3 protein-coding genes are annotated in these 13,345 nt (G+C 73.0%); 2 read left to right on the top strand and 1 reads right to left on the bottom strand.

Features of this window, described 5'->3' with window-relative positions:
• Positions 1–147: 147 nt before the first annotated feature.
• Entirely contained in the window at positions 148–2,079 is a 1,932-nt protein-coding gene (locus ACFZBU_RS15760) for a glycerophosphodiester phosphodiesterase (RefSeq protein WP_391584118.1), read from the bottom strand.
• A gap of 670 nt (positions 2,080–2,749) precedes the next feature.
• On the opposite strand from ACFZBU_RS15760, the gene ACFZBU_RS15755 reads away from it, so the two are divergent.
• Positions 2,750–7,771: an amino acid adenylation domain-containing protein gene (locus ACFZBU_RS15755; RefSeq protein ID WP_391584117.1), complete on the top strand. Its 5,022-nt coding sequence runs from the start codon at positions 2,750–2,752 to the stop codon at positions 7,769–7,771.
• Positions 7,768–13,308: an amino acid adenylation domain-containing protein gene (locus tag ACFZBU_RS15750; protein ID WP_391584116.1), complete on the top strand. Its 5,541-nt coding sequence runs from the start codon at positions 7,768–7,770 to the stop codon at positions 13,306–13,308. The genes ACFZBU_RS15755 and ACFZBU_RS15750 overlap by 4 nt, the downstream gene beginning before the upstream one ends.
• The last annotated feature ends 37 nt before the right edge of the window (positions 13,309–13,345 follow it).

The following is a 13,345-nucleotide window of genomic DNA, read 5'->3' as shown; positions in this document are numbered from 1 at the left end:
GGCGCCCGGTTGCCGAGCAGCCCCGTCCCGTCCTGTCCTGTCCCTGCGCTTGCCCCTGCCCGTCGTGCTCGACCGGCACCGGTCGACGCGGGCGGTCCCGGAGTCCGCGCTTCCGCGCCTCGCGGCCTCGCGGCGCCGGTGCCGCCGTCAGAGCAGTGCGCGGGCGTCGCCGGCGATCAACCGGGCGCGATCCGCCGGGATGGTGCGCCCGGCCTGGTTGTCCGCCCACCGGGCGAGGGCGTCGTACTGGTCGTGGGCGAGCATGGTGGTGAGCGTGGCGATCGCGTTGTGGTCCGCGGCGGAGGTCAGGATCAGGTGCGCCAGGCCGGTCCTGGACGCGGTGAGCGTGAAGCCGGCCTCGACCGCCGTGCTGCCGCCCGGGCCCTTGGCCTCGGCGCGCAGCGTGTGCGAGCCGAGCGGCAGCGTGCCGGAGTCGATCGGCACACCGGGCGGCAACTCCCGTCCGTCCAGGGTGAGTCGGACCGTCTCGGCGCCTGTGGTGTGCAGCGCGGGCACCGGGTTGCTCGCGCGCTCCACCCGGGCGCCGGGCGCGGGCGCGAGTACCTTGACCGTCGGTGCGGCGGGCGACACGGGCGGGCCGATCTGTCGCCACGCGGCGATCCAGCCGGCCAGTTCGGCGGGGCGGTTGGTGATGAACGCGTCCACGCCGCCCGCGTCCAGGGTCTTCCAGCCGGCCGCGTCGTCCACCGTCCACGCCATCACGGCGACGCCGGCCCGATGCAGGTCGGCGACCAGGCCGGGGCGGGTGGCCAGGGCGGCGGCCGAGGGGTTGTAGGCCCTGAGGTCGAGCTGCCGGGCGAGGGCGACCGGGTCCGCGTCCAGCGTGCTGCGGAGCAGGCCGAGCGGAAGGTCGGGCGCCACCTCGTGGGTGAACACGAGCGCGTCGACCTCGAAGCTCTGGACGAAGACCCGTCCGCTCATCCCGGTGTCCCGGATGTCCTTGACGATCCGGGCGACCTCGTCCCTGGTGTGCCTGCCCTTGATCTCCAGGAGCAGGTTGCCGCCGCGCGTGCGCAGGTCGTCGAGTTGGGCGCGCAACGTCGGCACCCGGGCCCCGGCGTGCAGCGGGGAGAACCACGAACCGGCGTCCAGGCCCGCGAGTTGAGCGGCCGTCAGGTCGCGGATGCGGCCCTTGCCGTCGGTGGTCCGGTCGACCGTGTCGTCGTGCAGGATGTGCGGGATGCCGTCCCTGCTGGGCTGGACGTCGTTCTCGATCCAGTCGGTGCCGGCCCGGCGGGCGGTCTCGTCCGAGACGAGCGTGTTCTCCGGCGCGGCCGAGGAGGCACCGCGGTGTGCGATCACGGTCGGCGGGGCTCCGGGCGCGCGCAGGTAGGCGTTCGCCTCCGGGTCCAGTCGGGTGATCCGGACGTCGTCGAAGGAGACCCGCGCACCGTTGACGAGCAGCGCCTGCGCGCCGTCGGTGGACCGCTGGAGCCGGGTGGTGCGCAACGCCTCGCGGCCGTCCACCAGCAGGCGGGCCCGGCTGCCGTGCACCTCGACCGCGACCCGCACGTCCCGACCGGTCCCGGCGGCGGTGGGCGCCGAGCCGGTGTCGGTCACGTTCCAGGTATTGGCGGTCGTGCGCTGGGCGAACTCCAGGCCGTTGGCCGCGGTGGTACCGGTACGCATGGTTGCGATCGACCACGGGGTCGTTCCGGCGGTGGGCACGTCCAGGCCGAAGGCGGTCCAGCGGGCGCTGTCGGTGGCGCTCTCGAAGCGCACCACCGCCTCGAAGCGGAAGTCCGCCAGGTGCCGGCCGAAGGTGATCCGGCTCTGTTGGCCGGAGTTCGCGGAGGTGCCGACCAGTCGGCCGTTCTGCACCTGCCAATCGCCCTCGACGGCCCGCCACCCCTCGGGTAGTGCGGAGCCGGCGAAGTCCTCCGACACCACCACGTCGCCGGCGGTCGGTGCGGCGGCGGGTTCGGCGGCCGCGAGTGAGACGTCGATCAGGCCGGCGCCGGCGCCGATGCCGAGAGTTGCGACCAGGGCGCCGGCCCGGAGTCGGGAGCGATGCCGCCGAGGCAGCCGGAACGGGGACGAAGACGTTCGCGAGAACATGGTCGAAACGGTAGGAAGCGCGAACGAACCCCCGAACACACGAGGGCGAAGCTCTGCTCAACGGTTGGATACGGGCGAGCGTCGCCGGACGGATCGCCGCGCGCGAGCATCGCCGAGAGCGTTTCCCCAACCGCGCCCGTTGCCGTACCCGTGGCGGGACGGGGCGCGCCGGGCGGGGGAGGGTCGGCGGGGCGGAGCATCCGCGCGGCGGAGAGCGCGTATTCGGCTTCGGGATCCGGCGCGCACCAAGCGCGGTGCAAGGCCCGGGCGGTACTTCTTGAGCAACGCGACGACGGACCGACGGGCCGACGCGACACTTGGACGGAGCGGTCGACCGCCGACCGGCCCGAGGTTCGACGGACCGGTCGCCGGACCGACGGACCCACCGCCCGAATGATCGGCGCAGCACCACCCGGCGATCGACCGCCGAGCCACCGAGCACACCCGGCCGCGCCCACGCGGTGTCGCGGCCGGTCCGCCGCAACCGTTCGGGTGCCTCGGAGTCGTCGGCACGCCGACGACGACCGGCCGCGACGGCGGCTTTCAGCCAACCCGAAGTAGTGAGGGGCAGATGCTAGGCACAGTCAACGCTTTCCTCCACGATCTCTCCGGGAGCACATCGTCTGCGCCGCCGACCACGAATCGGCACCAGGACACCTCAGGAGAGTCGATGAGTCCAACCGCTTTCCCAGCACTGGATCCGGCCGCATCCCTGGCCGCTCTGGTCGATACCCGGATCGATCACTCGCCCGGCTCGATTGCCTTGATCGCCGGCGAACACCGGCTCTCCTACCAGGAGTTGGGGGAGCAGGCCGACCTGGTCGGGGCGCGCCTGGCGGCGGCCGGGGTGCGGCACGGCGATCTGGTCGGCGTCTGCCTGCCGCGTACCCCGCACCTGCTCGCGACGCTGATCGCCGTGCTGCGTGCGGGTGCCGCGTACGTCCCGCTGGATCCGGAGTACCCACGGGAGCGCCTGGAGTGGGTGATCGGCGACGCACAGGCTCCCGTCGTGGTCACCGACCGCTCGCACGAGCACCTGCTCGCCGGCGCCACGGCCGGCCTCGTGTACGTCGATGCCGAACCGCCCGCGGACCTGCGACCGGCCCGTGCGCACACCGGCCCGGACGATCTCGCCTACGTGCTGTACACCTCCGGCTCCACCGGCCGGCCCAAGGGTGTGCGGGTGCTTCACCGGGGCGTCACCGCGATGCTGCGCTGGGCGGCCGACACCTACCGGCCGGACCAGGCCCGGGGGGTGCTGTTCGCCACCTCCGTGTGCTTCGACATCTCGGTCTTCGAGATGTTCTTCCCGCTCGCCGTCGGCCGCACGGTGATCCTGGTGGAGAACGTGCTCGCGCTCGCGGACGCGCCCGCCCGGGACGAGGTCACCCTGATCAACACCGTGCCCAGTGCGATGGCCGCGCTGTTACGCGGGCCCGGACTGCCGCGCGCGGTGCGCACGATCAACCTGGTGGGCGAGGCGCTCTCGCGTCGGGTCGCGGATCAGGTGTACGCATGTCCGCAGATCGAGCGGTTGTACAACCTGTACGGGCCGACCGAGGACACCGTGTACTCCACCTGGGCAGTGGTGGATCGCACCGACCGGGCCGAGCCGCTGATCGGTATACCGCTGCCCGGCACCACCGTGCACGTGCACGACGAACACGGCGAGCTCGCCGCGCCCGGCGAACTCGGCGAGCTCTACCTCGCGGGCGAGGGCCTCGCGCAGGGCTATCACGGGCGCCCCGACCTGACCGCCGAGCGGTTCGTCACGGTGGCGGGGGAGCGCCGGTACCGCACCGGCGACCTGGTCCGCCGCCGGCCCGACGGCGCGCTGGAGTATCACGGGCGCGTGGACCACCAGGTCAAGCTGCGCGGGTTCCGGATCGAACTGGGCGAGATCGAGGCGGTGTTGACCGGCCACCCGGGCGTGCAGGCCGCCGCCGTGGTGCTGCGCGAGGACGCGGCGGGACCCTATCTGGCGGCGTTCGTGCAGTGCGCCGACCGGATTCCGGAACCCACTCCGGCCGAGCTGCGCGCGCACTGCCTGACCAGGATTCCGACCTACATGGTGCCCGACGCGGTGACCGTGCTGCCCGACCTGCCGCTCACCCTCAACGGCAAGATCGACCGCAACGCGCTGCCCGCCGCGGCCCGATCCCGGATTCGGGACGTCGAGTTCGTCGCGCCGCGGACGCCGACCGAGACCCGGATCACCGAAATCTTCCGCGACGTGCTCGACGCGTCCCGGATCGGCGTGCACGACCCGTTCCTGGACTCGGGCGGCAACTCGCTGCTCGCCGTGGGCCTGCTGGCCCGGATCGAGCGGGCCTGCGGGGTGCGGATCACGCTGGACGCGTTCTTCGCCGGCCCCACGCCGGCCGCCGTGGCCGAGCGGGTGGATCGGGCGGAGAGTTCCACCGCCGCCCCGATGGTCGAACCACCGCACCGCACTTTGAACGGGCCCGCGCTGGTGGGCACCGTGCAACGTGAGTACGCGATGCACGAGCTGGTCATGTCGGGCAGCGGGTTGTACAACGTGCCGCTGCGGATCCGGGCCACCGGCGCCCTGGACGTGGCCGCGCTGGGCCGGGCGCTGGGCGAGGTGGTGCGCCGACACGAGGTGCTGCGCACGGCGCTGTTGCACCGGACCGGCGAATGGGCGGCCGAGATCCGCCCGCCCTACCCCGTCGAGGTGCCGGTGCTCGACCTGCCCGGCGCGGACGGCGACGAGGACGCGCACGAGGAACGCCTGGATGCCGTGCTGCGCGCCGAGGCGATGCGGCCACTGGACCGGGCCGAGGGCCGACTGCTGCGCGCCCTGGTGGTGCGGGTCCGCCCGGACCGGCACGAACTGCTGCTCACCGTGCACCACATCGCGATGGACGGCTGGTCGATCGGCCTGCTGCTGCGCGACCTGGCCTGCGCCTACCAGGGGCTGCCACTGGCCGAACCGACCCTGCAATACCGCGACGTGGCCGAATGGGAGCGGCGCTACGCGAACGCCCAACACGAGGAGGCGCAGCGCTGGGCCGGTCGGCTCAAGAGCCTGGGAGGCGAGCAGCACCTGCCCGGCGACCGCGACCACCCCGACCCGTTCGACCCGAGCGGAGCCCGACTGGCCCGTCGCCTGGATCCCGAACTCCTGCGCGCCGCCGAGGAATGGGCGGCAGGCGAAGGTGCCAGCCTGTACATGACCCTGCTCGCCGCGCTCGGCACGCTCGTGCACCGCGTCACCGGCCGCACCGATCAGGCGGTGCTGACCCCGTTCGCGGTCCGCCCGGTGCCCGAACTGGAGGACGTGGTCGGCCCGTTGCTCAACACCGTGCCGCTGCGCTTTCGGATCGAGGGCACCGACACGTTCCGTGAGGTGGTGCACCGGCTGCGTCCGGTGGTGTTCGACGCGCTCGATCACTGCGCACTGCCCTACCTGGAGCAGCTGCGCCTCGCGGGCGTGACCGGCGCGGAATCCTCGACCCCGGTGTCGCAGATGTTGCTCGCGGTCCAGAACCACCCGGGTGCCTCGGTCGAACTTCCGGGACTGAAACTGGAGTTCCTGAACGAGGTGTGCAACGGCGGGGCCAAGACCGACCTGTCGATGTTCCTCGAGTTCCCGGCCTCCGGACCGTTGTTGTCCGTGGAGTACCGCACCGGACGCTACGACCCGGCCTCGATCGAGACGATCATCGACCATCTGATGGCCGTATTGGCCGAGGTGCTGGCCGCGCCGGACCGAGCGATCGCGGAAACGATCATGCTCGATCCGGCCGAACGCGAACGCCTGATCCAGGCGGACAACCCGGCCCCGACCGCGCGGCCCGACCTGGGCCTGGCCGATCTGGTCGCGGCGCAGATCGCCCGCACCCCGCACCGGATCGCCGTCTCGGCCGACTCCGGCACGCTCACCTACGCCGAACTCGACGCGATCGCACACCGATTGGCCCATGCCCTACGCGCCCGCGGCGCCGAACGCGGCACCCTCGTGGCGATCGCGATGCCGCGCTCCCACCTGCTGCCCGCAGCCCTGCTGGGCGTACTGCGCACCGGCGCCGCCTACCTGCCCATCGACACCGAGCAACCCGTCACCCGCAACCGGGCGCTGCTCGACGACGCCAAGGTCACCCTGATCGTCGGCGAGCGGGCGCACGCGGCCGGCACCCCGCTCCTGGCCGATCCCGGCTACGAAGTGGTCCTGGTGGACGGCCCGGAGGTCGCCGCCGCCTCCTCTGCTGCGCTGCCCGGACGGGCCGAGAGCGAGGATCCGGCCTACCTGATCCACACCTCCGGCTCCACCGGCCGGCCCAAGGCGGTGGTCGTACCGCACCGGGCGATCGTCAACTTCCTGCTCTCGATGGCCGACCGGCCCGGACTCGGCCCCGCCGACACGATGGCCGCCGTCACCACGCTCACGTTCGACATCGCCGCGCTGGAACTGTGGTTGCCGCTGGTGGTCGGCGCCCGGGTCGAGATCGCCTCCCGGGAGACCGCCGGCGACGGCCGCAGGCTCGCCGAGTGGCTCGCCCGCCGCGAGGTGACGGTGTGCCAGGCCACCCCGGCCACCTGGCGCATGCTGCTCGACGCGAACTGGCCGGGCCGGCCCGACCTGGTGGCGCTCTGCGGCGGCGAGGCACTGACCGGAGACCTGGCCGGCGCCCTGCTCGACCGCTGTGCGCGGGTATGGAACATGTACGGCCCCACCGAGACCACCGTCTGGTCCACCGTCCTGCGGGTGGACCGCACGCATGCCGCGCGACGCGTGGTCCCGCTCGGCACACCGATCGCCAATACCCGGGTGTACGTGCTGGATGCGGCCGGACGGCCCGCGCCGATCAACGCGCCCGGCGAGTTGTGCATCGCCGGCGCCGGAGTCGCGCTGGGCTACCTGGGCCGGGCCGAACAGACCGCCGAGCGCTTCGTCCGCGACCCGCTGGGGCCGCCCGGCGCGCTGATGTACCGCACCGGCGACCTCGCCTGCCGCCGACGCGACGGCACGCTCGAATACCACGGACGCGCCGACCACCAGGTCAAGCTGCGCGGCTTCCGGATCGAACTCGGCGAGATCGAGGCCGGATTGACCGCGCTCCCGGGCGTCACCGGCGCGGTCGCGCGACTGTGGCAGGGACCGGCCGGACCGACCCTGGTCGGCTACGTCGTGACCGAGGCCGCCTTCGACGCCGCGGACCTGAGTGCCGCGCTCGCCGAACGGTTGCCCCGGCACCTGGTTCCGGGCGTACTGGTCCCGCTCGACGCGCTGCCGCTGACCCCGGCGGGCAAGATCGATCGGGCCGCCCTGCCCGAACCCCGGCCCGGCGGCAGCGGCGCCCCGCCCGAGGGCGACTGCGAGGAGATTCTGGCCGAGATCTGGCACGAGCTGCTCGGCCCGCACCGGATCGGCCGCGACGACGGATTCCTCGCGCTGGGCGGCAATTCACTGCTCGCGCTGCGCCTGATGGCCGTGGTGAGCGAACGCTTCGAGATCGACTTCCCGCTGCGCGTGGTCTTCGAGGCGCCGACGCTGGCCGCGATGGCCCGGCGGATCGAGGACATCCTGCTCGGCGAACTCGACGAGCCCGGCGGCTTCGACGGGCTCGGTGTCCCCGCAGGGCCCGCCGCCCTCGGCGCCCCGAGCCCGTCGAGCAACCACACCGGCCACGCCACCACCGACACCTCGACCGACCTGGACGTGGGATGACCGACTCCGAGGAGATTCTGACCACCCGCCCCGAGCCCGACCCGGAGCAGGCCCGCCGCGAGCTGCTCCGCCGCCGACTGGCCCGGGCCCGCGTGGCGACACCCCGCACCGACCTGATGCCCAGGCCCGCGGACGTGCCCGCGCCGCTGTCCGCGGCGCAGCGCCGAATGTGGTTCCTCGCCCAGTACGAACCCGACGGCGCCGCCTACAACATGCCGCTCGTGCTGCGCCTGACCGGACGGCCGGACGAGGGCGCGCTGGTGGCCGCGCTGACCGACGTGGTCGCCCGGCACGAGGTGCTGCGCACGGTGTATCCCAGCGTGGACGGGCACGTGCTGCCGACCGTGCACGACATCGAGCAGTTCCGGGTGTCCGTGCTCGACCGGCCCGAGCCGGAGGTGGCCGGGCTGCTCGCCGCCGAGGCCCGCCGCCCGTTCGACCTCGCCGGCGAACTGCCGATCCGGGTGACGCTGTTGCGTTCGGCCGAGCGGTACGTGCTGAGCGTGGTGCTGCACCACATCGCGGCCGACGCGTGGTCGGTGGGCGTGCTGTTCCGGGACCTGACCGCCGCGTACACCGCGCGATGCGCCGGCCATCCGCCCGAACTCCCGCCGCTGCCGGTGCAGTACGCGGACTTCGCGTACCGGCAGCAAACCACGCTCGCGGCCGAACTCGACCGGCAGACGGCCTGGTGGCTGGCCCGGCTGCGAGGCGCGTCGGGCACGGTGACCGTGCCGGAGGACCGCCCGCGCCCGGCCGTCGCGGACACCCGCGGCGAGCGGATCCAGGTCGCCTTCGGGGCGGAGCGCTCGCGGGGGATCCGGGCCCTGGCCGAACGCACCGGCGGCACCACGTACATGGTGCTGCTGACCGCTCTGCAAATCGTGCTGGGCCGGTACAACGGGACCACGGACGTCACGGTGGGCAGTCCGGTCGCCGGGCGCACGCACAGCAGCACGGACGCCCTACTCGGCTGCTTCGTGAACACGTTGGCGATGCGTACCGACCTGTCCGGCGAGCCGACCGTGCGGGAGTTGCTGGGCCGGGTGCGGGAGCACACCCTGGCCGCGTTCGCGCGGCAGGAACTCCCCTTCGACCGGCTGATCGACGCCCTCGGTCCGGAGCGGGAACTCGCCTACACGCCGCTGTTCCAGGTCCTGCTGAACGTGCACAACCAGGCGCCCGCCCGTCCCGTGCTGCCCGGCGTCGAGGTCGAGTGGTGCGATACGCACACCGGCGCGGCCAAGTTCGACCTGGCGGTCGCCGTGCTGGACACCGGACCCGGCGATCAGCTGGTCGCCGACCTGGTCTGGCGCAGCGTGCTCTACGACGAGGCGACCATCCGGCGGGTGTTCGGCCACCTGACCACCGTGTTGGACGCGATGATCGCCGATCCGGACCGGCCGGTGGACGACCTGCCGCTGCTGACGGCCGTCGAGGAACGCCGACTCGCCGGCTGGAACGACACCGCTCGGGAGTGGGACACCGAGGGCACGCTGCATGCCCTGGTCGAGGAGCAGGCTCGGCGCACCCCGGACGCACCCGCCGTGCGCGGCGCCGACGGGGAGCTGAGCTACGCGGAACTCGATGCGCGGGCGATGGCGTTGGCGGATCGGCTGCGCGGCGAGGGAGTCGCCCCGGATCGGGTCGTCGGGCTGTTCGTGGAGCGTTCGAGCGCGCTGATCGTGGGCATGCTGGGCATCCTCAAGGCCGGCGGTGCCTATCTGCCGCTGGATCCGGTGTATCCGGACGAGAGGGTGCGGGCGTTGCTGGGCGCGGCCGATGCGGTCGCCGTGGTCACGACCGAGGACCTACGGGGGCGGGTGGCCGGTTCGGTGCCGATCGTGCCGGTCGAGGCGGGGCCCGCGGGGTCGGAGGGCGATGGGCAGGGGGTCGCGGATCGCGAGGCGTCCGGCCTGCTCGGCTCGGCCACGCCGACCACCCCGGCCGATCCGTCCGCGCCGGGTGACCCAGCCGCCCCAGCCGGCTCGGGCGCGGAGGCGGGGCCCGGGAACCTCTGCTACGTGTTGTTCACGTCCGGCTCCACCGGCACGCCCAAGGCGGTAGCCGTCGAGCACCGCAACTACCGCAACTACCTGGCCGGTCTGCGCGAGCGGGTGGGCCCGGGGCGGGCGGCCGACGGGCGGCCCTGGAACTGGGCGCTGGTCTCCACGTTCGCCGCCGACCTGGGCACCACCAATGTGTTCGGCGCGCTCACCGGTGGCGGTTGCCTGCACCTGTTGACCCGGGACCAGGCCACCGATCCGGACGCGTTCGCCCGGTATCTGGGCGCCCATCGCATCGATGCGATGAAGCTGGTGCCCAGCCACCTGGAGGGGCTGGCCGCGCTCGGCGATCGGCTCGCCGAGGTGCTTCCGCGCGAGCTGCTGATCTGCGCGGGCGAACCGCTGCGCGCCGATCTGGTGAACCGGATCCGGACGGCCCGGCCGGAGTTGACCCTGCACAACCACTACGGCCCGACCGAGACCACCGTCTCGATGCTCGGCGCGCCGGTGACCGGCGTGCCGGCCGGGGCGTCGAGTGCCCCGCTGGGACTGCCGTTCGGCAACGTGGGCGCGCACGTGGTGGACGGGCGCGGTCGCGTGTTGCCGGTGGGTGTGCCGGGCGAGTTGTACGTGACCGGGGCCGGGCTGGCCCGCGGCTATCTGGGTCGGCGGGAGACGACCGCGGAGCGCTTCGTCGAGTGGGCCGGTCGACGCGCGTATCGCACCGGGGACCTGGTCCGGCGTCGTCCGGACGGCCTGATCGAGTTCCTCGGCCGGACCGATCACCAGGTCAAGATCCGCGGCTTCCGGGTCGAGATCGGCGAGGTCGAGGTCGAACTGGCCGGGCAGCCGGGGGTTCGCGAGGCGATCGTGGTGGCCCGCGGCGAGGGTGCCGCGCGCAAACTGGTCGGCTATGTGGTCGCCGACCCGAACGCCGCGGTGGACGGCGCCGCGATCCGGGCCGCCAGCCGGACCCGCCTGCCCGACTACATGGTGCCCTCGGCGGTGCTCGTGCTGGACGCACTGCCGCTGACCGACGCGGGCAAGGTGGACCGGGCGGCGCTGCCTGCGCCCGAGCTCGCACCGGTCGAGACCGGCCACGTCGAGCCCGACACCGCGACCGAGGCGGCGGTGGCCGCGGCGTTCGCCGAGGTGTTGGGCACGACCGGGGTCGGTGCGGCGGACGACTTCTTCGCGCTGGGCGGCGACAGCTTCTCCGCCGTCCGCGCGGTCCGCACGATCGGCCGCGGGCTGTCCATCATCGACCTGTTCCAACGGCCCACCGTGCGCGAACTCGCCGCCCTGCTCGACCAACGTGCCGGCGACCCGGACCCGGCCGAGCGCCCGCGCACGCTGCTGCACCGCCTCACCAGGGATGCCGGGCCGACCACGCTGACCCTGGTCTGTGTGCCGTACGGCGGTGGCAGTCCGATCACCTTCCAGCCGCTGGCCGACGCCCTGCCACCCGAACATGGCCTGTATGCGGTGGAGTTGCCCGGACACGACCCCAGTCGGCCCGAGGACGAGCCCGAGTCACTGGAGCTGCTCGCCGATCGGCTGACCGCGCAGATCACCGAGCGGATCAACGGTCCGATCCTGCTCTACGGGCACTGCCTGGGCGGTGCGCTGGCGACCGCGCTGGCCGGGCGGTTGGAGGCGGCCGGCGCCGAACTGCGCGGCGTCGCCCTGGGCGGGACCTTCCCGGCCGCACGGCTGCCGGGCCGGTTCGCCGAGTGGGTGGCCAGGCGGTTGCCCGGCGACCGGCTGCTCTCCGACCGTGCCTACCTCGACTACCTGCGCGCGATGGGCGGCTTCACCGACGTCTACGACGAGGCCGAACAGCGGTTCCTGATCCGGGCGCTGCGGCACGACGTGCGCCAGGCCGAGGACTTCTACACGCGCGCCTACGGTGACGAGCGGCCCGCGCCGGTGGCCGCGCCGATCCTGTGCGTGGTGGGCGAAAAGGACCGGGCGACGCTGCTGTACGAGGAACGCTACGCCGAATGGGAGCACTTCGGCCCGCGGGTCGAGCTGGCGGTGATCCCGCGCGCCGGGCACTACTTCCTCAAGCATCAGGCCGGCGAACTGGCCCGGGTGTTGAGCCGTTGGTCGGCGGGTCCGACACCGGCGGCCGAGCGGCCGAGCGCGCGACCGGCCTCGGCGCGGCCGGACCTGGCCACCTTCGCGAAGGTGGCGGGCGGGCAGTTCGTGTCGATGATCGGCACCGCGCTGTCCACGTTCGCGCTCGGGGTGTGGGTCTATCTCCGGACCGGCTCGGCCTTCGACTTCGCGATGATCTCGGTCGCGGCGGTGCTGCCCGCGGTGTTGTTGTTGCCGATCGCGGGTGCGGTCGCGGACCGGGTGGACCGGCGGCGGATCATGATCGCCACCGATACCGTGGCCGCCGCCGCGATGTTGTCGCTGGGCGTGCTGTTGTGGACCGGCCACCTGCACCTGTGGCATGTCTACGTGGTGGCGTGCGTCGGCTCGATCTGCAACGCCTTCCAACGGCCCGCCTACATCGCGGCGATCGCCCAGCTGGTGCCCAAACGTTATCTGGGCCAGGCCAACGGGCTGGCTCAACTGGGCACCGGATCCGGTGACATGCTCGCCGCGCTGGCCGGCGGCGTGCTGGTGGCGGCGGTCGGATTGCACGGCGTGGTGTTGTTCGACATGGCCACGTTCCTGATCGGGGTGACCGTACTGCTGCGAGTACGTTTCCCGGACACCCTGTTCGAGAAGCGCGAGGAGCCGCTGTTGCGCGAAGTGGTCACCGGTTGGCGGTACATCGTGCGCCGGCGCGGCCTGGTGGCGATGGTGGTCTTCTTCGTGGTGTTCAACTACCTCTTCGCGGTGGCCACCGTGCTGGTCACCCCGATGGTGCTGGCCGACGGCTCGGCGGTGACGCTGGGCGTGGTCACCGCGTTCGGCGGGGTCGGTGCGGTGCTGGGCGCGCTGGTGATGGCGCTGTGGGGTGGGACCGCGCGGCGGGCCACCGGCATGATCGGCTTCACCTCGGTGGTCGGCCTGGCCGCGGTGTTCGCGGGCAGTCGGCCCGAACCGGTGTTCGTCGCGCTCGGGTTGTTCGTGTTGTGGGCGGCGCTGATGATCCTGAACTCGCACTGGATGGCCCTGATCCAGACCAAGGTCGGGATGGAGTTGCAGGGGCGGGTGTTGGCCACCAATCAGATGTTGGCGATGTCGATGATGCCGCTGGGCTTCGTGACCGCCGGACCGCTCGCGGACCGGGTGTTCGAGCCGCTGCTGCGCCCCGACGGCGCGCTCGCCGGTTCGGTGGGCGTGGTGCTGGGTACCGGACCCGGGCGCGGCACCGGCCTGTTGCTGGTCCTGGTCGGTCTGGTACTGGGCGTCTGGGGCCTGGTGGGGCTGTCGTATCGGCCGCTGAGCCGGATGGAGGACGCGCTGCCGGATGCGATCCCGGACGTGGAGATCGGTGACAAGGACACGATCCAGGCGCAGGCCGACCGGCAGTTGACCCGCGTGGGTGAGGTGGGCGGGCCGGCGACCTGATCGGGGGCACACGCACGGTGCGGACGCGGCGTTCGGT

The sequence above is a fragment of the Embleya sp. NPDC008237 genome, assembly GCF_042956465.1.
GTDB lineage: Bacteria > Actinomycetota > Actinomycetes > Streptomycetales > Streptomycetaceae > Embleya.
This window is presented reverse-complemented; position numbering and strand designations above follow the sequence as displayed.

Coding starts and splice junctions, on each gene's coding strand:
- ACFZBU_RS15760 (WP_391584118.1), bottom strand. CDS start 2,079: ATGTTCTCGCGAACGTCTTCGTCCCCGTTCCGGCTGCCTCGGCGGCAT.
- ACFZBU_RS15755 (WP_391584117.1), top strand. CDS start 2,750: ATGAGTCCAACCGCTTTCCCAGCACTGGATCCGGCCGCATCCCTGGCC.
- ACFZBU_RS15750 (WP_391584116.1), top strand. CDS start 7,768: ATGACCGACTCCGAGGAGATTCTGACCACCCGCCCCGAGCCCGACCCG.